General features: G+C 49.1%; 20 protein-coding genes and 1 riboswitch. Of the genes, 14 read left to right on the top strand and 6 right to left on the bottom strand.

Annotation, left to right across the window (positions count from 1 at the left end):
- The first annotated feature begins 243 nt into the window (after positions 1 to 243).
- Positions 244 to 345: riboswitch (THF riboswitch) on the top strand.
- A 60-nt stretch (positions 346 to 405) separates the two neighbouring features.
- From OCV62_RS08605 to OCV62_RS08575, 7 genes are all read left to right on the top strand, one after another.
- Positions 406 to 1,017: a folate family ECF transporter S component gene (locus OCV62_RS08605; RefSeq protein ID WP_009256582.1), complete on the top strand. Its 612-nt coding sequence runs from the start codon at positions 406 to 408 to the stop codon at positions 1,015 to 1,017.
- 12 nt (positions 1,018 to 1,029) lie between these two features.
- Complete coding sequence (locus OCV62_RS08600; protein WP_262586045.1) at positions 1,030 to 2,376, top strand: MGH1-like glycoside hydrolase domain-containing protein; 1,347 nt, start codon at positions 1,030 to 1,032, stop codon at positions 2,374 to 2,376.
- 334 nt (positions 2,377 to 2,710) lie between these two features.
- Positions 2,711 to 3,031 (top strand): PadR family transcriptional regulator, encoded by a 321-nt coding sequence (locus tag OCV62_RS08595; RefSeq protein WP_021915775.1) that lies wholly within the window; start codon positions 2,711 to 2,713, stop codon positions 3,029 to 3,031.
- On the top strand, positions 3,031 to 3,834 hold the full coding sequence (locus OCV62_RS08590; protein ID WP_262586043.1) for a DUF1700 domain-containing protein: 804 nt from the start codon (positions 3,031 to 3,033) through the stop codon (positions 3,832 to 3,834). Before OCV62_RS08595 ends, OCV62_RS08590 begins: the two co-directional genes overlap by 1 nt.
- Positions 3,831 to 4,751: a DUF4097 family beta strand repeat-containing protein gene (locus OCV62_RS08585; RefSeq protein WP_262586041.1), complete on the top strand. Its 921-nt coding sequence runs from the start codon at positions 3,831 to 3,833 to the stop codon at positions 4,749 to 4,751. Before OCV62_RS08590 ends, OCV62_RS08585 begins: the two co-directional genes overlap by 4 nt.
- Before the next feature lie 29 nt (positions 4,752 to 4,780).
- Positions 4,781 to 4,990, top strand: a complete 210-nt coding sequence (locus tag OCV62_RS08580) for a PspC domain-containing protein (protein WP_021915779.1) — start codon at positions 4,781 to 4,783, stop codon at positions 4,988 to 4,990.
- A gap of 101 nt (positions 4,991 to 5,091) precedes the next feature.
- A complete protein-coding gene (locus tag OCV62_RS08575; protein WP_262586038.1) occupies positions 5,092 to 5,604 on the top strand; it encodes a flavin reductase family protein in 513 nt (170 codons plus the stop codon).
- Positions 5,605 to 5,805: 201 nt separating this feature from the next.
- Here OCV62_RS08575 and OCV62_RS08570 read toward each other — a convergent pair whose 3' ends face one another.
- Together OCV62_RS08570 and OCV62_RS08565 are read right to left on the bottom strand one after the other, a co-directional pair.
- Positions 5,806 to 6,660: a pyridoxamine kinase gene (locus tag OCV62_RS08570; protein ID WP_262586037.1), complete on the bottom strand. Its 855-nt coding sequence runs from the start codon at positions 6,658 to 6,660 to the stop codon at positions 5,806 to 5,808.
- Positions 6,657 to 7,256, bottom strand: coding sequence for an ECF transporter S component (locus OCV62_RS08565; protein WP_118762713.1), 600 nt, complete (start codon positions 7,254 to 7,256; stop codon positions 6,657 to 6,659). The genes OCV62_RS08570 and OCV62_RS08565 overlap by 4 nt, the downstream gene beginning before the upstream one ends.
- Positions 7,257 to 7,506: 250 nt before the next feature.
- On the opposite strand from OCV62_RS08565, the gene OCV62_RS08560 reads away from it, so the two are divergent.
- The 3 genes from OCV62_RS08560 (at position 7,507) to OCV62_RS08550 (ending at position 10,117) form a co-directional block, all read left to right on the top strand.
- On the top strand, positions 7,507 to 7,953 hold the full coding sequence (locus OCV62_RS08560) for a prepilin peptidase (RefSeq protein ID WP_262586034.1): 447 nt from the start codon (positions 7,507 to 7,509) through the stop codon (positions 7,951 to 7,953).
- A 166-nt stretch (positions 7,954 to 8,119) separates the two neighbouring features.
- Positions 8,120 to 9,406, top strand: coding sequence for a tetratricopeptide repeat protein (locus OCV62_RS08555; protein WP_262586033.1), 1,287 nt, complete (start codon positions 8,120 to 8,122; stop codon positions 9,404 to 9,406).
- Between the two features lie 63 nt (positions 9,407 to 9,469).
- Positions 9,470 to 10,117, top strand: coding sequence for a thiamine diphosphokinase (locus OCV62_RS08550; RefSeq protein WP_262586031.1), 648 nt, complete (start codon positions 9,470 to 9,472; stop codon positions 10,115 to 10,117).
- 137 nt (positions 10,118 to 10,254) lie between these two features.
- On the opposite strand, the gene OCV62_RS08545 is transcribed toward OCV62_RS08550, so the two are convergent.
- The 4 genes from OCV62_RS08545 to OCV62_RS08530 form a co-directional block, all read right to left on the bottom strand.
- The gene (locus OCV62_RS08545; RefSeq protein WP_262586029.1) at positions 10,255 to 12,033 is read right to left on the bottom strand and encodes an ABC transporter ATP-binding protein; all 1,779 of its coding nucleotides are present in this window, start codon (positions 12,031 to 12,033) and stop codon (positions 10,255 to 10,257) included.
- Positions 12,023 to 13,771 (bottom strand): ABC transporter ATP-binding protein, encoded by a 1,749-nt coding sequence (locus OCV62_RS08540; RefSeq protein WP_021915787.1) that lies wholly within the window; start codon positions 13,769 to 13,771, stop codon positions 12,023 to 12,025. The genes OCV62_RS08545 and OCV62_RS08540 overlap by 11 nt, the downstream gene beginning before the upstream one ends.
- A gap of 571 nt (positions 13,772 to 14,342) precedes the next feature.
- Complete coding sequence (locus OCV62_RS08535; protein ID WP_021915788.1) at positions 14,343 to 14,909, bottom strand: manganese efflux pump MntP; 567 nt, start codon at positions 14,907 to 14,909, stop codon at positions 14,343 to 14,345.
- A 168-nt stretch (positions 14,910 to 15,077) separates the two neighbouring features.
- Positions 15,078 to 16,238 (bottom strand): cation diffusion facilitator family transporter, encoded by a 1,161-nt coding sequence (locus tag OCV62_RS08530; protein WP_262586026.1) that lies wholly within the window; start codon positions 16,236 to 16,238, stop codon positions 15,078 to 15,080.
- 328 nt (positions 16,239 to 16,566) lie between these two features.
- On the opposite strand from OCV62_RS08530, the gene OCV62_RS08525 reads away from it, so the two are divergent.
- The 4 genes from OCV62_RS08525 to OCV62_RS08510 all read left to right on the top strand — a co-directional run bounded on the left by OCV62_RS08525 (position 16,567) and on the right by OCV62_RS08510 (position 21,947).
- On the top strand, positions 16,567 to 16,968 hold the full coding sequence (locus OCV62_RS08525) for a GntR family transcriptional regulator (protein ID WP_021915790.1): 402 nt from the start codon (positions 16,567 to 16,569) through the stop codon (positions 16,966 to 16,968).
- Between the two features lie 106 nt (positions 16,969 to 17,074).
- Complete coding sequence (locus OCV62_RS08520; RefSeq protein ID WP_021915791.1) at positions 17,075 to 17,980, top strand: ABC transporter ATP-binding protein; 906 nt, start codon at positions 17,075 to 17,077, stop codon at positions 17,978 to 17,980.
- On the top strand, positions 17,952 to 20,228 hold the full coding sequence (locus OCV62_RS08515) for a DUF6449 domain-containing protein (protein WP_262586023.1): 2,277 nt from the start codon (positions 17,952 to 17,954) through the stop codon (positions 20,226 to 20,228). The genes OCV62_RS08520 and OCV62_RS08515 overlap by 29 nt, the downstream gene beginning before the upstream one ends.
- A gap of 42 nt (positions 20,229 to 20,270) precedes the next feature.
- Complete coding sequence (locus tag OCV62_RS08510) at positions 20,271 to 21,947, top strand: M3 family oligoendopeptidase (protein WP_262586021.1); 1,677 nt, start codon at positions 20,271 to 20,273, stop codon at positions 21,945 to 21,947.
- Positions 21,948 to 22,079: the final 132 nt, after the last annotated feature.

Here is a 22,079-nt window from a genome sequence, read left to right as displayed (position 1 = left end):
ATACGATAAAAATGCTCCGCGAGGATGCGCACTCGGCGCAGGGGTAGATGGTTGCTAAAGCAACCGCGCCTCGGCGCGAGAATGTGCCAAGGCACATTCTTTTTTTCATGACAATAGAATGCTCGCAGAGCGTGCATTCTATTGTTGGAAAGCTGCGCAGACCATGACAGATTTTCCTGAAATATGAATTGTATATTGCAGGCTGCACTGTTATAATGGGAAACGAAACAAAAAAATAAAACATGCAGAGTAGGTTTGTATGCGTTAAGTGCCGGCAGGACAGAGAGTTGCCTGTTGGACGAAAAGCCGGTTCGGCTTGCGGTATACAGACCGCATCTCGCTGCAGCAGAAGATAATCCCATTATCTCCTTTTGCGGCCCGATGTCTGTAGAAGGAGGAAATGCAATGAAAAAAATGGCAGCTCTTTTTACGGAATCCATGCGGGAGTTTCGCAATATCCGCACCATCACGGCGTGCGGACTTTTTGCGGCGCTTGCGTTGATTCTCAACTCGTTCACCGTTCAGATCGGGAATTACTTAAAGATCGGCGTATCCGGTCTTCCGAATGAAATGGTGGACGTCCTGTTTGGCCCTGCGGTCGGCAGCCTGTTTGCTGCAGCGATGGATATTTTAAAGCTGCTGCTGTATCCCACCGGAGCATGGATTCCGGGTCTGACCTTAAACTGCCTGCTGGCGGGACTGATCTACGGATTTTTCCTGTACCGCAAACCGACAAACTTTTGGCGGATTCTGGCGGCGGAGCTGACAGTGGCGCTTTTGGTGAATGTCCTGCTCGGAACCTTCTGGCTGTCTCAGGTGTACGGTAAGGCGTTTATGGTGATGCTCCCCGCGCGGCTGATCAAAAATGTGATCAAGGCTCCGGTGGACAGCATTATTTTATATCTGGTGATGACGGTGCTGGAACGCGCCGGTGTTTTCCGGATGTTAAAAATTTTCCGCCCGGGAAAAAGTGGCGTATGGAGACAGGAAAAGATCTCCGGCTTCGACAAAAAATGACAGGAGGTCAAAATGAATCTGAATATTCCTTACCTGGAGACAGACAATAAGCTCCTAAACGATGCGTATCGGATCGCAGCGGGGGATATTGTCGGCAATATCGTATATTACCAGAACGGACTGCTGACGGAGGAAAAGCCCTGTATGATCGCGGGGCTGGACTACAATACCCCGTGGACCCGGGATACGGCGATCAACATCTGGAACGCGTTGAGCATTTTGTCTCCGGAGGTTTCCAAAAACACGCTGCTTGCGGTTTTGGAGGAAGAAGAGGGAAGCATTTATATCGGTGGCCAGTATTGGGATTCGATCATCTGGATGATCGGTGCCAGGGAGTACTGCAGATTTCATAAAGACGATAACTTCTATCGCCTTGCTTTTGAAGCCGGCAGAAATTCTGTACATCGTCTGGAAGAGGACGAATTTGATGAAGAGGACGGTTTGTTCCGCGGTCCCGCTGTGTACGGCGACGGCATTGCGGCATATCCGGACAAGTACAGCAAATGCCCGAATCAGGGTTCCGGAATCCTGGAATGGGTGGATTATCCGGGTAATCCGGTTTATCCCAAGGGCTACGGCATTCCGATGAAAGCACTTTCTACCAACTGCGTTTATTTTAAAGCCTATGAAATTCTGGCAGAGATGGCCCATGCGCTTGGCGAGCCCGCAAAAGAGTTCGAGGAAAAAGCGGCAGCCATGAAGAAAGCCGTCAACAAAAATTTCTGGAATGAGAAGCGCGGCAGCTACGATTATCTAGCAGGAGAATGCGATTGTGAAGAGGGGCTTGGGCTGGCATTTGCCGTGCTGTTCGGCATTGCGGACGAACGGCAGACGGCGTTGATCCGGGAAAATACCCATATCTGCGCACACGGCATTCCCTGTGTATGGCCGACCTTCTGGCGCTATGAGTGCCTGGGCGGCTATGGACGCCATTCCGGCACGATCTGGCCGCATATCCAGGGCTTCTGGGCGCGCGCAATGCACAGGGCAGGACATCAGGAAAGCTTCGAAAAAGAGCTGTATCTGATGGCACAGAAGGCAGTCCGGGATATGCACTTTTCCGAAATTTATCATCCGGATACCGGTGCGCTTTATGGTGGTATGCAGGAGCAGGGACCCGGCGGAATCGTGGAATGGGATTCCAGACGCAAACAGACCTGGAGCGCAACTGCATTTTTATCTCTGATTTATTTTGAAATTCTGGGGCTTACCATGGAGGATGGAGAACCGGTCTTTCATTCGCAGCTGCCGATTAACTGCGGTCACATGAGGATCCGCGGCTTCGAAGTGGCGGGCTGGCTCTTTGATCTGGATATCGACGGAAAAGAGGTTTCTGTGCGAAAGCGAAAGATTTCATAAACAATAGAATGCACGCTCTGCGATCATTCTATTGTCATGAATAAAAATTAGAAACGCTCCGCGAGGATGCGCACTCGGCGCAAGGGTAGATGGTTGCTAAAGCAACCGCGCCTCGGCGCGAGAATGTGCCCTGGCACATTCTTTTTTCGTATAGGAAACTTCATTTCCATACGATAATAAATGCTCTACGAGGATGCGCCAGGGCACATTCTTTTTTATCATCCTTGTCGCCCTTGACAAAATGAAAAACGTAGCTTATAGTTTATAACACAAACAATATTATATAATGTATAATATTGTAGAAGATACAGGTTTAGGGAAAGGATGGGAACGTATGATTTTTAATACAGGCTCTGCGCTGCTGGATGCGATTGTTCTTGCAGTTGTTTCTCGGGAGCCGGAAGGGACATACGGCTATAAAATCACGCAGGAGGTCCGCCAGGCGATCGATCTGTCGGAATCGACATTGTACCCGGTGCTTCGCAGACTGCAAAAAGACGGCTGCTTGGAAGTCTACGATATGGAATTCGGAGGCAGGAATCGGCGGTATTATCGGATTACGGAGCAAGGAAGCGCGCAGCTTTCGCTGTATGAATCGGAATGGATTCGGTATTCTGAGAAGATAACGGCACTTTTTGAGGGAGGACAAAATTGATGGACAGGGCAGAATTTTTAAATCGTCTGGAAGCGCAGCTTTTAGATGTTCCGCAGGCGGAGCGGGAAGAAGCGCTGCAATATTATGAGGATTACTTAAACGACGCTGGCGACGCAGGAGATTTCGATATTCTGCAGGAACTCGGCACGCCGGAGGAGGTCGCGGATTCTATCCGGAACGGACTGCGGCAGGATAGCAGCGCCGCTGGCGAGCGCAGCGGCCAGGCGGACGAAAATTGGCAGGACAGCAGCCGCACCGGTCAGCTGGGTGACAGCGGTTATTTCTCCGAAAACGGCTACGTCGACCGGGAGCCGCAGAAGGAAGAGCTGCAGCGGGTAAAGCAACCTGCGTGCGGCGACCGTTCTGATGCGGACTGGCAGAGCACGGATAGCGATCCAGAGGATGATTCCAGCGCTGCCCGCAGAAAGCAATCCCCGGTCTGGCTGTGGATTTTGCTGATCGTTTTCGCAGCGCCTGTGGTGCTTCCGATTGTGTTTGGGCTGCTTGTGGCGGCAATTTCCGTTCTCTTTGCCCTGTTTATCACAGGAATTGCACTGCTGGTCTGCGGAATCGTTTGTACAGGTGTGGGCATCTGGGCGCTGATTCAGGCGTTTACGCAGATCGTAGCGTGGCCAGCGGCGGCGATGATTGGAATCGGCATCAGTTTGGCAGCAATCGGAATCGGCGTTTTGGTGACGCTGCTTATGGGATGGCTGATCGGTAAGGTGGTTCCGACAGGAGTCCGGGCGTTGTGCAACTGCCTGCACAGGATTGTGACGAGAAAAGGAGGTCGGGCAGTATGAAAAACTGGAAAAAAGGGATGATTGCAGGCTCGATCATCTGTATTGCAACAGGCTTCCTTTTCATCGGGATCGGAAGCTCAATGGGTGGATGGAAGAATATTGACAAGATCAACAGCCGCTATATTCATTTCGGTGGCAGCGACACGTTTATCGGTTTGAATTTCCAGCCAAATACAAAAGAATCGATTCAGATTTTGTCACGGGGAACCGACGGCCCTGCGGATGTAGGAAGCACCAGCACAGGCGAGGTAATTTCGTTCAACGGGAAGCTGCCGGAAGAAATGGAAATTTCCGCAAATACCCTGGCATTAAAAATCGTTCCCGGAAAGTCCGACGCAATTATCCTCAGCGGAAGCAATCGGGATAAGATGAACTGTTATATCGAAGACAACTGTCTGTATCTGGAAGAAAAGAACCATAAACCGATTCAAAAGGGCGGCGAAATCGTCCTGACGGTTCCGAAATCGATGGACTGGAAAAAGATCGAAATCGATGCACAGGCGGCGTATGTGGCACTGCAGGATTTTTCGGCGGAGGAAATGGAATTTTCGGCAGGAGCTGGAAGCATTGAAGCATCCGGGCTGCAGACGAAAAAGCTGATTTTGTCGGCGGAGGCGGGAGCCATTACTGTGACGGATAGTGAGGCAGCGGAGCTGGAAGCGGATGCAGAAGCAGGTGTCCTCCGTTTTTCGGGGAGCATCACAGATATGGTGGATGCAGATGCTGAGCTTGGAAACATTGTGTTGAACCTTTCACAGAGAGAAGACGATTTTGATTATGAGATAGACAGCGATCTGGGAAACGTAGAATTTGACGGCGTTTCCATGGAGAATTTCGTAATCTGCAATAAGGCATCCGGAAAGATGAAATTGGATTCTTCCATGGGAAATATTGAAATTTACTTCGAACAGGATTAAGATAAAGCAAAGAAAGAGAGGACATCCTTATGAACAATAAAAAATTATTTCGTTCCACAACGAACAGAATGGTATGCGGCGTGTGCGGCGGCCTTGGAGATTTCTTCGGGATCGATGCAACTGTGATCCGTATTTTATATGTAGTGATCAGCCTGATTACAAGTGCAGGCTTACTTGGACTGATTCTGTATTTTATTCTGGCAGTGATCATTCCGGAAGATGACGGAATCGTAGACTAAAGACGGGAGGAAGAAGATTGAAAATAAAATTTTTCAATCGCGAGATTTGTGTCTGCGCGCACTTGACACAAACTTGACATGCGCAAAAAACGTGCGCAGAAATGAGGAAAACTATGTTTCGTGAAATCAAACCGCAGGAGATCAAGGATAACCCCTTCGAGCTGATCGGAAAGGAGTGGCTGCTGGTAGCAGCAAACAAAGACGGCAAAAGCAACGCCATGACGGCGAGCTGGGGAGCAGTAGGTGAAATGTGGGGAAAGTCGGTCGTGATGATCGTGATTCGCCCACAGCGCTACACGAAGACCTTTCTGGATCAGACAGAGACGTTTTCCCTTGGTATTTTCCCGGAAACACAGCGGGAGATGTTAAATTACATGGGAACGGTATCTGGGAGGACAGAGGATAAGATCGCCAAAAGCGGACTGACAGAGTCACTTGTAGATGGCGCACCCGTTTTTGAAGAAAGCCGGATGACGCTCGTGTGCCGTAAGCTGTTCGCACAGCCCATGGAGGAAGCGGCATTTCTGGATCAAAAGACCGTGGATTCCTGGTATCCGGATAAGGATTTCCATACGCTTTATATCGCAGAAATTGAGAAAGTGCTGGTAAAATAGAGCCGGATCGAAATAACAGATTGCAAAAAAGATCCTGCATTGCAGCTGCGCGTTTGCGTCGGACAATGCAGGATCTTTTGTTTCTTTCATAGGAAAATGCGTCCTATGAAAGAAAAACGCGCTGCGAGGATGCGCACTCGGCGCATTCTTTTTTCGTGCAGGAAAAACAGGAGCTGATACGCCCGGTTATAGATGTATCATTTACTGGTCTGCCAGATCTGACAGGAAATTTTCGAAGCAGACGCCATCAGGCTCCGGAATCTGCAGCGCTTTCGATGCGGAAATACATTTGGAAATAAAATCCGCCGCCTTTTGGACGGAGACGGAAAAATCGACGCCGTTTAGTGCGTCCGCCATCAGGATCGAAGCGAAAATATCGCCGGTTCCATGTCGGGACGGACCTGCAGAGGGCGTCAGGCAGGCGCATTGAGAAAACGGCTCCTTGCAGGACAGATAATTTTCAAAGCCTTCTTTCCCATGGATCAGGCAGGGCAGACCTGTGATGACGATTTTGGACGGACCGAGTTTGTGAAGCCTTTGACAAAGCTCAGAAAGCTCAGATTCATTCCAGAAGCCGTCTTTCCAGGGCGTATCCGTCAAAAGGCATGCTTCCGTGATATTGGGAGTAATGATGTCTGCCAGCGGAATCAGGCTGCGCAGCTTTTGACAGTGTTTTGGTGTGATCGTGCGATAGGGCTTTCCGTGATCGCCCATGACGGGATCGACGAGAATTGTTTGGCAGCCTCGGCTTTTCTGGTCGGAAAGAAAGGAAGAAACAGACAGAATTTGTTCTGCCTGTCCTAAAAATCCGCACAAAACACCGTCAAACGTAAGATTTAACTGCTTCCATTGCTCCAGATAGGAGGGCAGAAACGCGGTCAGATCCTGACAGGCGAAGGCTGCAAACCCTGTATGATTGGAAAAAACGGCGGTAGGCACCGGGCACGCCTGCACCCTCATGGCGCTCAAAATGGGAAGCGCCTCGGTGAGGGAACAGCGTCCATATCCGGCGAAGCTGTTGATGACTGCCGCCTTTTTGGGAATCTGTAGATTCATTTGGAAGATCCTTCTTTACCGACCTGAAAGAACAGACCGGACTTTTTGAGTGCAGGCAGAAGCGCCATGTATACAAGAACGGAAACGATGGTGGAAATCACGGTGTTGATGGCTGTTGCAGTGATATTCCATGCCAGAGTCAGCTCTGCAGCGGGTTTGCCCAGGATCAGCAGCTTATAAAAATATCCTACAAGAGGATCAAAGATTGTGTTGAAGATCAGCCCGCCCAGTGCTGCCAGTGCTGCAATACGGGCGATTTTCTTTTTGTCTGTCTGATAAGTGATGTGACCGAAGCGATGGGCGATCAGACCGGTGATCAGACCGATGCAGAGCTTCAGAATAAAGGTCTTGGGTGCATATACGACATAGACAGGATCGAAAAGGTCGCCGATGGTCATGCCGATGGAGCCGCCGATGCCGCCCCAGAGACCGCCAAGGATCAGCGCGCCGAGAACACAGACTGCATTGCCGAGATGGATGCTTGTTGCATCGCCGCCGGGAAGCGGGATCTTAATCTGCAAAAAAGTGAAGACAACATAAGATAATGCTGCAAATACACCGGTCAAAACCAGCTTCTGAAAAGATTCTTTTTTCATAGTGGAAATCCTCCTCATCAAAGTTTTTCTTATCATAAGCAATATGTGGCATGATAGAAAGTGCCATTTTACACTTTTTTTACCATGCCAGTTTTGAAATTGCTGCCAAATTTGCAAGTGGTTACAAAAAGAACGTGCGTTTGGATTATCGATTTTGTGAGACATTACGGCTTACCGGAAAGTCGCAAATTTGCTAGAATGGAAAGCAGAAAACATGCGCAAAAAGCGTGCGCAGAAATGAGCGGAAAAAATGAAAGAAACAGGAAGCTATTTGTTGGATGTACTTTTTATGGGAGGTCTGATTACAGCCAGCCTTTGTGATTTTAAGAAAAGAAAGATTCCGGACGCGATCACGGGATTTCTGTTCCTGACCGGTGTTGCTGCGCTTTTTTGGATGCCGCAGCCTTCTATAAGAATGCGTTTTGCCGGGGCGTTTATTGCCGGATTGCCGCTTTTTGCGGCAGCTGTATGCAGGCCGGGAGCAGTCGGCGGCGGGGATGTCAAGCTGATGGCGGCAGGTGGTTTCTTTTTGGGATTGTCTGCTGTCTGGGACAGTCTTGCGTTTGGAATGGCGCTTGCAGGGGGATACTGTCTGTATCTGATGTTGTTTCGAAACGGGAGAGAGCGGAAGATTGCGCTTGGACCATTTCTGAGTATGGGGCTTATGTTTGGAATGTTCCGCTCTATGGGAGCATGATTGGGAATAGAAGAGCGGATCTGTGACTTTTTCGTGTAAAGCCTTTACAAAGCGGGAGAAAAGTTGATACAATACCGTCTGTATGCGCTGACACCAGAAACAGCCGGAAAATCCGTTGGTTTTGGCATCGGGGCGAAAGAAAGACAGGAAAAGGCAGAGATCTATCATGTGGAAAAAAAGAGGAAAAAAATTAGCGCAGAAAAGGAAAAAAATCGGAATCGCAGCGGCAGCAGTGATTGTGACGGCAGCAGGTTCTACGCTGATTTATCATAATTTACCGCAGACAAAGGTGGAAAAGCAGCTGACCCTTGCGGCAAAATATATGACGGAAATGAATTATTTAGAGGCGCAGGAGGCTTATACGGAAGCGCTTTCCATCGATGAAGGCAGCGTGCGCGCTTATCGTGGGCTGGCGGATGATTATGCAGCGCAGGGACAGCTGGATGAGGCGGCAGAAATTCTACATCAGGGATACGAGACGACACAGTCCGAAATTCTGCTGCAGAACTACTGTGCGACCGTATTGAACAGCGTAGTGGAGCATGTCAATGAAAAGACTGCCGGTCTGGACGATATCAGGAGTTGTCTTACCGTGCTGGAATCAGATCCGGATAATGAAAGTGTCAGAAGCGTTTTAGAAAACTGTGTCCAGCAGGTCACAGTGCAGGAGGATACTGCGTCCCTGATGTTAGACGAACTGGATGGAACCTCTGATTTTGACGAATATGCAGACGTTGCCGAAAAGCTTTTGGGGCTTGCAGAAAAGGACAGCAGCTACCAGGAAGCAGCATACAGCTTTATAATACCGAAAGCACAGAAGATTTATTTAAGCCTTTCGCATCGGGACAGCTGGAAGAAACTGCTAGAACGGGCGCAGGCGCTGGGAGATGCAGAAGCAGATGGTATTTTGGCATGTCTTTCCAAACAGCAGGAGATAAGCGATTACTTCGCGCCGATGTTTGAGGCGTTTGAACAGGAAGGCTACGAGGCGGCGCGGAATTTCATCGTGACGGATCAGTACAAGGCCATCCGGGATGCGTTTATCAATCGCACGATGGAATACTGGACGGGCAATACCTATGTGCCGGTCACGAAAGAAGCGATCGTATTTCTCCTTACAGAGGACGGCTGGAAGTTTTCTTTTGTAGAAGATGATTCTCTTGCACAGCCAAGTGGTACAATTCGGGTGCTGGGACAGAAAATGGAGGATCTCGGCGTACAGAGAAGCAGCATCGAGTATGTGCCAGCTTACGATCCGGCGGCATATTATCCGCATACGGAATATGAGATTGTGTACTGGAATACAATGGTAAGCGGGATTGCAACGGACAATACAAACGTTGTATCCCGGATGAATTACCGCTTTGCAAAAAAGACCTACACGGCGGAGGGCTCGTCGGCGGAAATGATTTATGACTGGGGCGGAGAAAACGAGAAGCGTCAGAAGGAGTAAGTAGGCTGCCACAGCGTGGGGGTATCATGCAGGTGGCGCAGATGGACAGAAGGGAGTGGCAGCATGCAACGGTGTATCTTAATTGGAGCAGGAGACTGCAACGTTCAAAAAATCGAAACAAAGCCGGAGGATCTTGTGATCGCAGTGGATGGCGGTTACGATACCTGCAGAAAATATGCTATAGTTCCGGACCTGATTGTGGGCGACTTTGATTCCGCGCAGGAATCGGACATGCCGCAGATTGCGGAGATCGCAAAAATTGCGCCGGATCATGTCGTTGTACTTCCGACAGAAAAGGACGATACGGATATGCTGGCTGCAATCCGTATAGGTCTTTTAGAAGGCTGTCAGGAATTTCGCATTTACGGCGGGATGGGCGGCAGACTCGAGCATACGCTGGCAAACCTGCAGTGCCTGATTTATTTAAAACAGTGCAGCGCAGTTGGGTATTTGATGGATGATAAGACGACGGCATTCGTGATGCAGAACGAGACGGTCTGGTTTAAACCGGAAGCGAAAGGCTTTCTGTCCCTGTTTTCTCTTGGGGAAAAGGCATCAGGCGTTACGATTCGAAATTTAAAATATGAAATGCAGGACGGTGAGATTACAAACAGCTTTCCGATCGGGATTTCTAATGAATTTATTGGAAAACGGTCCAGTGTGACGGTGGAGCAGGGAATGCTTGCAGTGATCTTATCCGAAAAAGAATAACGGGCGCAAGAAGGGGCAGAATAGAAAGAAGACACAAAAAAACGGCGCTGTCTGGAAAACGAAATTCCGGACAGCGCCGTTTTGCTCGTGGTGCGGCACAACAAAATGATATCGTCTTTATGCCGCGGTGCAGTGATTTACATCACATTTTTAAACTGACTCATGTACAGATCGTAGTAGAAGCCTTTCTGCGCAAGCAGCTGCGCTGCATTGCCCTCCTCGATGATGCGGCCGTTGTCGATGACGAAGATCCGGTCGGCCTTCTGGATCGTGGAAAGGCGGTGTGCAATGACAAAGGAGGTACGTCCCTTTAAAAGCTGTTCAATGCCCTCCTGCACGAGGATTTCCGTGTTGGTATCGATACTGCTGGTTGCCTCGTCCAGAATCAGGATGCGGGGATCGGATACCATCGTGCGGGCAAAGGCGAGCAGCTGCTTCTGACCGATGGAAAGACCGCCGCCGCGTTCGGATAATACGGTGTCATATCCTTTTTCGAGCTTTAGGATAAAGTCATGTGCGTTGACTGCCTTTGCGGCTGCGATGATCTCTTCGTCCGTCGCATCGAGTTTTCCGTAACGGATATTGTCCTTGATCGTGCCGGAGAACAGGAAGTTATCCTGTGTCATGACGCCCATCTGCTGCCGGAGGCTTTCGATGGAAATTTTCTGCACGTCGTAATCGTCGATCAGGATATGACCGGTCTGGATATCGTAAAAGCGGCTGATCAGGTTGACGATCGTCGTTTTGCCTGCGCCGGTAGGACCGACTAAAGCAATCGTTTCGCCGGGTTTGATCTGGAAGCTGACGTCGTCTAAAACGCGCTTCTCTCCATCATAGGAGAAGGAAACATGATCGAAGGTAACAGCTCCTTTGACCGGAGGCAGCTTGGTCACGCCGTCAGCATCGGAAATTTTAGACTCTGTGTCCAGAATCTCAAAAATACGTTCGGCTCCGGCGATATTGGTGATGATCTGGTTGTAAAAGTTGCTCAGGTTCATAATCGGATTCCAAAACATCGAAATATAGGAGCCGAATGCGATCAGGATACCGAGGGAAATCTTATCGGGACCGAGAAGGACAATGCCGGTAAAATACAGGGCGAAAGTGCCGATTGCCCAGCAAATATCGATGGCGGAACCAAACGCGTCATTTAAGCGCACTGCGTCGATAAAAGAATCCCGGTGCTCGTCCGTCAGCTGATGGAACGTAGCCATCGTTTCCTGTTCGGCGGAAAAGCTCTGGATGATACGGATTCCGGACAAATCCTCGTGGACAAACGCGTTTAAGTTGGAAGATTTTTTGCGGTGGATCTGCCAGCGCTTATGCGAGTACACCTGGATAAACCACATGCAGAAGATCATCAGCGGCAGGCTGATCAGGGAAGCCGCTGCGAGAACCGGATTTTTGAGAAACATGATCACGACGACGGCGCAGATTGTGAAAAAATCCGGGATCAGCGTCGTGACGCAGTTGCCGAGCACGTCCTTTAAGGAGTTGATGTCGCCGATAATGCGGGCGAGGATCTTGCCGGTGGGACGGCTGTCGAAAAAGGAAAAATCCAGGGTCTGGATGTGAGTATAAAGCTGCTGGCGGATCGTTACGAGGATACTGTTGCAGACCTTTGCCATAATCAGCATCCGCAGCTTGACAAAAAGGATCATGATCACGTTCAGCACAACGGCGATTCCAATCAGTTTTGCCAGTCCGGGAAAATCGCCGGTGGAAATATGCTTGTCAATCGCGTTTTCCATGATCAGAGGGTTTACGAGGCTGACAAACACGCAGAACGCCATGATCGCCAGAACAGCGAGGATCTCCTTTTTATAGTCCAGCAGATAGGAAAACAGGCGCATCAGCGTCTTCATTTTACCGACGTCTGTGCTGTGTTCGTCCTGCTTATAAGAATTAACAGCCATAATCTGTCACCTCCTTCTGGTCAGGCATCATGCCAAACTGAGCCTGCCAAGTTTGATAGTAAAGCCCGTGAAGGGCAAGCAGTTCTTCGTGGGTACCACGTTCTGCAATGTGTCCGTTTTCCAGGACGATGATTTCGTCTGCATGACGGACGGCACTGATACGGTGCGCGATGATGAGCTTGGTCGTATGGGGCAGCCGGGTGAGGGTCTGCTGGATGGCATATTCCGTTTCCATATCCAGTGCGCTGGTCGAATCATCCAGCACCAGCACAGGTGTATGCTTTGCCAGCGCCCGCGCGATGGAAATGCGCTGCTTCTGACCGCCGGACAAGCCGACACCGCGTTCGCCGATTACGGTGTCATACTGCTCGGAGAGCCGGTCGATAAATTCCGAAGCCTGTGCGTCGCGGGAAGCGAGCCGCACGTCGGAAATGTTTAAGTTTCCTTTCTGACCGAGCATAACGTTTTCCTGAATTGTATCCGAGAACAGAAAGACGTCCTGCATGACGGTGGAAATACAGCTGCGCAGCTGGCGCAGGCTGAGTTTGCGGATATCCACGTTGTCGAGATAGATCGTGCCGCCCGTCGCGTCGTAAAGGCGGCAGAGCAGCTGGATCAGGGACGTCTTGCCGCTTCCGGTCGCACCCATGATACCGATCGTTTTGCCTGCCTCCACATGGAAATGGATGTCGTGAAGAATCTCATGCTGGTCCTCCTTATGGAAAGAAACGTGCTCGAAGCGGATATCGCCGGTCACTTCCGGCAGGACAATCGGCTCTTCGGGTTCCTGAATCGAAGGCTTCTGGTCGTACACTTTGCGAATTTTGCGGTAACTGCCGACCGCGGAGGAAAAGTCGTTGGACAGCCAGCCGAGCATTTCCATCGGCCATACGATGTTGGTGGAATATTGTACGAATGCGCTGAGTGCACCGAGCGTCAGCTCTCCCTGCAGGAATAAGTAACCGCCGATCAAAAGCACCAGAAGCGGCAGCAGCTTTCCAATCAGGGAAAAGTACGGAGAGTAGCGGACAAACACGCGGGACTGCGTCATATTCAGCTCGTAGTAGCGCTTATTGTGGGAAAGAAACTTTTTGATTTCGAATTTTTCCCGCGCAAAGGCTTTGACGGTGCGCACGCCTGCAAGGTTTTCTTCTGCAACGGTGTTTAATTTTGCGTTTTCCTCACTGATCTCTTCGTAGATAGTTCCGAGTCTGTTTTCCATCAAAATCGCAAGGACAGCGCAGAAAATCATGCAGAGCGTGGGCAGGATCGCAAGTTTCCAGTTTAAGCTGTACATGCAGAATAAAATGACGGTGACATGGAACGCAACCTCCATCATCAGCATGCCGACATAGCCGAGTGCATTCCAGATGCGGTCGATGTCGTCCTTGACGCGCGCCATCAGCTCTCCGGTGCTCGTCTTGTCAAAAAAGTCGGCGGACAGCGACTGAATGTGCGCGAATAAATCGCGGCGCATGTCTGTGGCGATGGTAGAGGAGATTTTGTCGAAGGTAAACTCCTTGGTGTACTGAAAAATACAGCGTCCGATGCCGATGAGTAAAATCGCCAGCAGCAGATATTTGAGCTTCCCCATCTGACCGCCCACAAGGACGTCATCGACAATATGTCGGGTCACCTGCGGGGTGAGCAGATCCAGGCTGACCGCGATAACCATCGAAAGGATGGCAAACAGATAGCCCGGAATATGCTGTTTTAAGTAATAGGACAACTTTTTCATGAAAATAAATTCCCCCTTCTTTTGAAGTTGATATATGTGGAAAAAATCCCGCCAGACAGGATTTTCGCTCCATTTGTAAAAAACATAACGTCGAAAGGGACGTTTGCTCATAATGCCTGCAAAGGCAGGACATACCCCTGGGTATAAAAAAACGCAGAAGCATGAAAGCATGTTCTGCGGCAAAAAATCTCTTTTTCAGGAAAGCACCGGAGCTTTCTGAGAGCGGTAAAGAAACCGGCTCAGACAAGAGGCGGGCTGACCTGATTGACAACAAAATGCCTGTTTTTCAACATCCTGTTGTATAAAAAAAGCCGCAGCATGAGAATGCCGCGGCTCTTGTCAGACGAATCAAATCGTCAGTTTGGGCGGGAGGCATTCTTATGATATTCAAAATAGCTTCGATTTGATCCGATGAACAATAACATCATAACATACCTCCTTTCCTTTCTTTTATCAGAAAATCCCTTCCGGATCTCCCGTGATTGTTAATGTGTATCGCATATGCCCACTTTAACACTGCATCATACAGTTGTCAAGCAAAAGATTTTCAGACAAACTCACACAAAAGCTTTTAAAACGAAATCACACCGAGGTGCTCCAGCAGAATCTTTATGCCCATCAGGATCAGGACAAGACCGCCCGCAAATTCTGCGCGGGAGCGGTTTTTTGCGCCGATGATGTTGCCTGCCTTTAAACCGATTGCGGAGAGCAGGAAAGTGATGCAGCCGATGAAGCTGACTGCCGGAACGATGTTTACCCGCAGGAAAGCGAAGGTAACGCCGACGGCAAGTGCGTCGATGCTGGTTGCAACAGCAAGCGGAAGCATGGTTTTGAAATCGAAGCGGTCATTGGATTCATTTTCTTCATCGCTTCTGGCTTCGCGGATCATGTTGAAACCGATAAATGCCAGCAGGACGAAGGCGATCCAGTGGTCGATGCTCGTGATCAGAGAGGAAAATGTGATGCCCAGAAGATAGCCGAGAAAGGGCATCAGCGCCTGAAAGCCACCGAACCAGATGCCGACGGTGAGTGCCTGTTTCATACTGCCGCGGCGTACGGACAGGCCCTTACAGACGGATACGGCAAAAGCGTCCATCGACAGACCGACAGCCAGAAGGAATAATTCGAGTAAGCTCATGATAAAAATTCTCCATTGTAAAAGACGAAATAAGTGGTAAGATTGAAAAATAAAATTTTTCAATCACGAGATTTGTGTCTGCGCTCACTTGATACAAACTCGGCATGCGCAAAAAGCGTGCGCAGAAATGAGGCAAAAAACGATATTACACACGGAGCAGAAGGTCCGCTAATTTTTGTCGATATTGATCACACAGAAATAGGACGGATCGATCTGCTTGATCCGTTTATCGAGCCAGCTGCGCAGCTGGGCATCAGTCATTTTAAAATGAAACGGAACCACAACATCGAAAATGACGTTTGTATGGGTAGGACCGCGTATAATACGAAAATCGTGAAGCGTCAGCTGCTCATCGAGCCGGTAGACAATATCGGTTACTTTATGGCGCAGCTCATTGATCTCCGGATCATCGGTGATGACCGGGTCCATATGGATGACAGCACTGCAGGAAAGCTTCTGCTGCAGCTCGCGCTCTATGTTATCAATCAGATCGTGCAGCTCCACAAAGCTGCCCTGGGCATTGACCTCCGCATGCAGGGAGATCATCCGTCGTCCGGGACCGTAATCGTGAACGAGCAGGTCGTGAATGCCCATGATCTGTGGATGGGAAAGCACAATGCTGCGGATTTTTGTGACAAACTCCGGGTCGGGAGCCTGACCGAGCAGCGGATTGATGGTATCCCGGGCAGAGCTTACGCCGGAATAAAAGATGAAGATCGCGACCAAAAGACCGCACCAGCCGTCGATGGCAAGACCGAAAATCCACCCAATAACAGAAGAAAGGAGGACGACAAAGGTAGCGAGCACATCGCCGAAGGAATCAGACGCTGTTGCGTTCATCGCAGAGCTGTCGATGGCACCGGCAATTTTGTGATTATAAAAATACATATAGAACTTGACGAGAATGGAAACGACCAGAATCAAAAAAATAACCGGAGAAATTTCCGGCAGGGTCGGGTGCAGGATCTTCTCAAAGGAGGATTTGGCAAGCTCCGCTGCCATGATGAGGATAATGGCAGAAACGGAAAGCCCGGCGAGATATTCGATTCTTCCGTGCCCATAAGGATGGTCGGAGTCTGCTTCCTGTCCGCTCATCTTAAATCCGATCAGCGTAATGACCGAAGAACCGGCATCCGACAGGTTGTTGAATGCGTCCGCAGTGATGGCGATGGAATGGCTGATCATACCGGCGACGATCTTTAGCACAAATAGAAAAAAGTTAAAAAAAATGCCCACCGAACCGGTGAGAATGCCGTATGCCTGGCGAACCTTCGGGCTGGAATAATTCTCGTAATCCGGGATGAACAGTCTTGACAGAAGCGTAATCATGGTGTAATCCCTCCATAAGTTTGAAATGCTTCCTGAAATTTAAGTTATTTTTTCAGTATACCATTTTATGTGAAAAAAGCAAGGAAAAGTGATAGAAAAATCTCTTGACAAGAACCAACATTCTGTATATATTCAAAGCGTACTAATACTGATAATACACTTAATACAATCAATACAGTTCTGGATCGATAAAAAATCAAAAAGAATCGGAACAGAAGAAGGAGGAAAGATTGAAAAATAAAATTTTTCAATCACGAGATTTGTGTCTGCGCGCACTTGACACAAACTCGGCATGCGCAAAAGGCGTGCGCAGAAATGAGAGGAAAGGATGATTATACTGGATTACCGGGATACCAGACCGCTGTACGAGCAGATCGTGGACAAGTTCCAGATGCTGATTTTAAGCGGTGCGCTGGAGCCGAACAGCCGGATGCCGTCCGTACGCTCCCTGGCGGTGGAGCTGTCGATCAATCCGAACACGATTCAGCGGGCATACAGTGAGCTGGAGCGGAACGGATTTTTATATACAGTAAAAGGAAAGGGCAATTATGTTGCCTACAGTGACAGTCTAAAGGATGTCCGGAAGCAGGAAATTTTGGAAAAGCTCCGGGATCTGAAAAAAGAAGCGCTGAGCATGGGGATGACGGTTAAGGAGCTGACCGAGTTTCTGGAACAAGAGGATACAGCTGCGGCAGGGCAAAAAGAGACCAAAGCCCATGCAGCGGAATGAGAGGAAGATTGAAAAATAAATTTTTTCAATCGCGGGATTTGTGTCTGCGCGCACTTGACACAAACTCGACATGCGCAAAAAGCGTGCGCAGAAATGAGCGGAAAACATGATAGAACTGAAAAACGTGAGCAAATCCTTTGACGGGATTGAAGCTCTGAAAAATGTAAGCGTGACAGTCCGGGAAGGAGAGGTTTTCGGGCTGATCGGGACAAACGGCGCGGGCAAAAGTACGCTGCTGCGCCTGGCGTGCGGGGTATTTAAGCCGGATGACGGATTAGCGATTGTGGATAATATGCCGGTATACGACAATGTGCATGCAAAGGCGAAGCTGTTTTTTATCGCGGACGAGCCGTACTTTTTCAACGGTGCGACGCCGAAGGACATGGAGCGTTATTACAGCAGCGTGTACCGGAATTTTGACCGGGAACGGTTTTACTTATACTTAAACAGCTTCGGGCTGGAATCGAGACGCAGGATCAGCACCTTTTCCAAAGGGATGAAAAAGCAGCTCGCGATTCTGCTGGGGCTGAGCGCAAAGACGGAGTACCTTCTGTGTGACGAGACCTTTGACGGGCTCGATCCTGTAATGCGTCAGAGTGTCAAAAGCATTTTTGCAAAAGAAATGCAGGAGCGGCAGTTTACTCCGGTGATCGCCTCCCATAACCTGCGGGAGCTGGAGGATATCTGCGATCATGTGGGGCTTTTACATCAGGGCGGCGTGCTCTTATCGAAGGATCTAGAGGAGATGAAGTGCAACATCCAGAAAATCCAGTGCGTCTTTTCTTCCAAAGAGGAAGAGAAGCGGCTGTTAAAGCAGTTAGACATTGTAAAATGCGATAGACGGGGATCTTTGTTGACTCTGACAGTCAGAGGAAGCAGAGAAGAGATGATCGCCATGTTTGCAGCGGCAGACTGTCTGTTCCACGAAGTGCTGCCCCTTTCCCTGGAAGAAATCTTTATCAGCGAGACGGAGGTGCAAGGTTATGATATTAAAAAAATCGTACTGGGCTAAATGGCTGGAAAATAACAGAAGAAGAAGCTGGACTTTTTTGCTGTGTCTGGTGATGGCACTCTTTTGCGGTCCGCTGTATCTGATGGTTGTACTGACTGGTTTACAGAACAATTATGTAAATGACAGTGTTTACAATACAGCGCAGGCCGCAGAGTCCCTGCGGGAACTGATTCAGTCCAGGATCACGGATGTGATCGGCTTTTCCTCCATACACGTCCTGTTTGCTGCTTTTTTTGCAATTCTATTTGCCGTGCAGGGCTTTTGCTGGCTTTACAGCCGCAGAAAAACAGATCTGTACTTTTCGGTCCCGGAATCCTTAAAAAAGCGTTATATGCTGATCTGTGGAAACGGAATTTTGGTCTATAGCTTTTCTACCCTGACAGCACTTTTGCTGGACTGGATCATTGGCGCAGCATTTCATGGAATGACAGGAATTCTGGCGGCACAGTCATTACTGGCATGGTTCGTGGAGCAGCTTGCGTTTATTGCGATGTATCAGGTGGCGCTTGTGGCAGTTATGCTGACCGGAAATATCCTGACGGCGCTGTTGGGATGCGCGGTGTTTTTTTCCTATGAGCTGGCAGTGAGATTCCTGATCGATGAATTAAAAACGATGTTTTTTGCCAGCTATTGCAGTGCAGATGCAAGACAGTGGATGCAAAAAAGCTATCTGACACCCTTTGCAGGCTTTTGGGACTTGCTGAATCATATCTGGTACAGAGACGAAGGACGACTGTGCAGCTATAAAAATGCAGGCGGCTGGGGCAGGGCTGTGGGGGTAGAATGTATTTTGCTTCTTGCCTGTGCGGCGGCTGCAGGCCTGTTTGCATTCTGGCTTTACCGCAGGCGCAAAACAGAAAGCTATGAGCATGCCATTGCATTTGCACCCCTCAAGGGTATTTTGGAGGCTGCGATGGCAGTGCCCTTTGGCATTGCTGTTGGCATGATCATTTCCCGTGTAGCAGCAAATAAGGGGCTGTTTTTATTTGGTGGCTGCATTGTAGGTGTCCTTGTCGGACATGTGGTGATCCGCCTGATTTACCGATGCGAGTTAAAAACCATATTGGATGGAAAGCTTGCCGGAATTTTCAGTATAGCGGCAGCGGTTTTGATCCTTGCAGGTTTTCAGTTTGACTGGGCAGGCTATGATCGCTGGATTCCGGAGAAAGGGAACATTGCAGCCGTGTCTGTGACGATGGAAGATGACTATACGGCTTTTGGTTATTATCAGGGCGAAAGCTTCGGCTCCGATGACATTATGTATGAGGCTTTCGATGATCGGATGCTCCGACGGATGAATTCAACCGAGGAAAAGACGATCGATGCAGCAATCCGGATGCAGAAGAGATGGCAGGATGCCGGAATGCCGGGGAGCTTTAGGGAGGAGGAAGCGCAGACAGAGATTTCTGCAGAGGAAATTAACCCAAAGGAAGAGAAACGCTATGTCAGATGGGTGGTCTGCTATACCATGGAGAGCGGCAGAAAGGTATACCGTCGCTTTTTGGCCGATTCAAACGAAAACCGTTCTGAAATTGATACTGTAATGCGGGATGCTTCCTACCAGCGGGAGCGATATCAGTTAAATGACCCGGATTTTCTGGCAAATGTCGGTAAGATGAAAGTAAGCTATTATAATGGCGTTACGGAAAGCTTTTACACCGGAGATAAGCAGACCCTCTTAAAGACGCTGCAGGAGGAAATGAAGAAGTATGATTACAGTCTGATCTCGTCGGAGCTTCCAAACGGAAGACTGACCTTTGCTATGGCGGATCCGGAGGAGAAGGATGCATCGATGATGACCACCTGGACCTATCCGGTCTATGGGTCCTATTTGGCCTTAAACGACCTGCTTGTGCAGGATGGTGCTGAGGTTTATGCCCGTGCCGGCCACCAGAGCGCAGATGACATCGAATCGATCAAGGTAGATTACTATTATTATGACGATGACAGCGAAGAGGAAAACAGTGACAGCTTCTTTGAACCCGGAGAAATCTCGGATCAGGAAATCCAGGTGACCCTTTCCGATCCGGAGGATATCGAAAAAATGCTTGACGCAATCTATCCGGTGGAATTAAGCTGGATTAGTGGAGAGGAATTCGGCGTTTACAACTGGGATTATCGGATTGATGTGACAGTTGTGCCGAAGGAAAGCAGCTACAGCAATCCGGATGAGCAGGTGCGGATCCTGAAAAGTCAGGAACCTTCCTTACTTGCGGAGAGGATCCGACAGGCGGCGGTGCGGGATTAAGCTGTCTGCAAAATCAAATCTATCAGGGAATGGAGAGTGCGTATGAAGTTCAAAGACATGCCCTATAAAAGGGTCGATTATGACAAAACAGCGGAGCAGTTTAAAACTTTGACCAAACGGGTCAAAGAAGCAAAAAACGGAGAAGAACTCTGGGAGATCCATCAGGAATATTATAAAGTTTATCAGAATATGATGGATTCCATGACGATTGCGGAAATCCGTCACGACGGCAATACCGCAGATCCGTTTTATGCGGCAGAAAAGGATTATTACGATGAGACAGCGCCGATGCTGAGCAGTCTGGCAACCGATTATCAGCGCGCCCTGTACGAATCGCCGTATCGTTCTTTTATGGAAGAAAAGATCGGCAGGGTTGCCTTTGCGACGATGGACAATGCGATCAAGAGTATGGACGAAAGCATTATCGGCCTGATGCAGGAGGAAAACGCGTTGACGACTCAGTACAATAAGCTGATTGCGTCCGCGAAGATTCCGTTTGACGGGCAGGTATGCAATCTGTCCCTGCTGCGTCCCTATCTGACCGGAAACGACAGAACCGTAAGAAGACAGGCATGGAAGGCTTACAGCGATTACTTTATGACAGTTGCGGATGAACTGGATGACATTTATGACAAGCTGGTAAAAAACCGCACTGCGCAGGCAAAGGCGATGGGCTATGACAATTATATCCAGCTGGGCTACTACAGAATGAACCGTAACAGCTACGACAGAAACGATGTCGAAAATTTCCGCCGACAGGTGAAGGAGGTATTCGTACCGTTTGCGGAGCGCGTACACGAGATCAGAAGAAAGCGCCTCGGTCTGGAGAAGCTTTCTTATATCGATAACGAGGTTTATTTCAAAGAAGGCAATCCCGATCCGGTGGGCACTGCACAGGAAATTCTGGAGAGCGGACAGAAGATGTATGCGGAGTTGTCCCCCGAAACCAAAGAATTTTTCGATTTCATGATGGAGAATGAGCTCTTCGATGTGTTCGGCAGAAAGGATAAAAAACAGGGCGGCTATATGACCTATCTGCACCAGTATCATTCTCCCTTTATCTTTGCTAATTTTAATGGAACCAGCGGCGACGTAGACGTGATCACGCATGAATGCGGACATGCATTTCAGGGCTATCTGTCCGGGCAGGATCCGATCATGGAGCATGCGGACATCACGATGGAAACTGCGGAAATCCACTCCATGTCGATGGAATTTTTCACGGATCCGTGGATGAAGGAATTTTTCGGAGATCGTGAAAAGGACTTCTTAAGCATGCAGCTGGAGGATGCGATCCGTTTTATCCCATATGGAACGATGGTGGACGAGTTCCAGCATATCGTCTATGAAACTCCGGAGCTGACACCGCAAGAACGCCGCCGGGAGTGGAGCAGACTGGAAAAAATCTACATGCCCCATCTGGATTACGAAGAGGATCCGTTCTTTTCCAAGGGGGGATTCTGGCAGAAACAGCAGCACATTTACAACAGCCCGTTTTATTATATTGACTATGTACTGGCACAAAGCTGCGCATTCCAGTACAAGGTGTGGATGGATGAGGATTACAGAGAGGCATGGAAGAGCTACCTTGCGCTCTGCAGATTGTCTGCTTCAAAATTTTATCCTGAAATGCTGCGGGAATGCGGCTTAAAGGTTCCGTTTGAGGATGGCTATTTCGAAGAACTCGTGGAGAAGCTGGGAAAAAAACTCCACGCGTAAATGGCGGTCAACAGGGAGAAAATACTCTCAAAATAGAATAAATTTTGTGAAAAACGACCGGAAAGAAATGAAATTCCGGTCGTTTTTTTGGACGCTATTTCGATATTATCAAACGAAAAAATACTTGAAAGA

The organism is Gallintestinimicrobium propionicum, from assembly GCF_025567525.1.
In the GTDB taxonomy this organism is placed as follows: domain Bacteria; phylum Bacillota; class Clostridia; order Lachnospirales; family Lachnospiraceae; genus Gallintestinimicrobium; species Gallintestinimicrobium propionicum.
The sequence above is the reverse complement of the archived record's forward strand: the minus strand, read 5'-3'. Positions and strand labels throughout refer to the sequence as shown.

What these genes read in the sequence shown, in the direction of transcription:
- OCV62_RS08595 (WP_021915775.1), top strand. Translation starts at nt 2,711, where the DNA reads ATGATTTTTAATACAGGCTCTGCGCTGCTGGATGCGATTGTTCTTGCA.
- OCV62_RS08560 (WP_262586034.1), top strand. Translation starts at nt 7,507, where the DNA reads ATGAAAGAAACAGGAAGCTATTTGTTGGATGTACTTTTTATGGGAGGT.
- OCV62_RS08520 (WP_021915791.1), top strand. Translation starts at nt 17,075, where the DNA reads ATGATAGAACTGAAAAACGTGAGCAAATCCTTTGACGGGATTGAAGCT.
- OCV62_RS08530 (WP_262586026.1), bottom strand. Translation starts at nt 16,238, where the DNA reads ATGATTACGCTTCTGTCAAGACTGTTCATCCCGGATTACGAGAATTAT.
- OCV62_RS08510 (WP_262586021.1), top strand. Translation starts at nt 20,271, where the DNA reads ATGAAGTTCAAAGACATGCCCTATAAAAGGGTCGATTATGACAAAACA.
- OCV62_RS08570 (WP_262586037.1), bottom strand. Translation starts at nt 6,660, where the DNA reads ATGAATCTACAGATTCCCAAAAAGGCGGCAGTCATCAACAGCTTCGCC.
- OCV62_RS08535 (WP_021915788.1), bottom strand. Translation starts at nt 14,909, where the DNA reads ATGAGCTTACTCGAATTATTCCTTCTGGCTGTCGGTCTGTCGATGGAC.
- OCV62_RS08565 (WP_118762713.1), bottom strand. Translation starts at nt 7,256, where the DNA reads ATGAAAAAAGAATCTTTTCAGAAGCTGGTTTTGACCGGTGTATTTGCA.
- OCV62_RS08580 (WP_021915779.1), top strand. Translation starts at nt 4,781, where the DNA reads ATGAACAATAAAAAATTATTTCGTTCCACAACGAACAGAATGGTATGC.
- OCV62_RS08545 (WP_262586029.1), bottom strand. Translation starts at nt 12,033, where the DNA reads ATGGCTGTTAATTCTTATAAGCAGGACGAACACAGCACAGACGTCGGT.
- OCV62_RS08575 (WP_262586038.1), top strand. Translation starts at nt 5,092, where the DNA reads ATGAGGAAAACTATGTTTCGTGAAATCAAACCGCAGGAGATCAAGGAT.
- OCV62_RS08525 (WP_021915790.1), top strand. Translation starts at nt 16,567, where the DNA reads ATGATTATACTGGATTACCGGGATACCAGACCGCTGTACGAGCAGATC.
- OCV62_RS08600 (WP_262586045.1), top strand. Translation starts at nt 1,030, where the DNA reads ATGAATCTGAATATTCCTTACCTGGAGACAGACAATAAGCTCCTAAAC.
- OCV62_RS08590 (WP_262586043.1), top strand. Translation starts at nt 3,031, where the DNA reads ATGGACAGGGCAGAATTTTTAAATCGTCTGGAAGCGCAGCTTTTAGAT.
- OCV62_RS08550 (WP_262586031.1), top strand. Translation starts at nt 9,470, where the DNA reads ATGCAACGGTGTATCTTAATTGGAGCAGGAGACTGCAACGTTCAAAAA.
- OCV62_RS08605 (WP_009256582.1), top strand. Translation starts at nt 406, where the DNA reads ATGAAAAAAATGGCAGCTCTTTTTACGGAATCCATGCGGGAGTTTCGC.
- OCV62_RS08540 (WP_021915787.1), bottom strand. Translation starts at nt 13,771, where the DNA reads ATGAAAAAGTTGTCCTATTACTTAAAACAGCATATTCCGGGCTATCTG.
- OCV62_RS08555 (WP_262586033.1), top strand. Translation starts at nt 8,120, where the DNA reads ATGTGGAAAAAAAGAGGAAAAAAATTAGCGCAGAAAAGGAAAAAAATC.
- OCV62_RS08585 (WP_262586041.1), top strand. Translation starts at nt 3,831, where the DNA reads ATGAAAAACTGGAAAAAAGGGATGATTGCAGGCTCGATCATCTGTATT.
- OCV62_RS08515 (WP_262586023.1), top strand. Translation starts at nt 17,952, where the DNA reads ATGATATTAAAAAAATCGTACTGGGCTAAATGGCTGGAAAATAACAGA.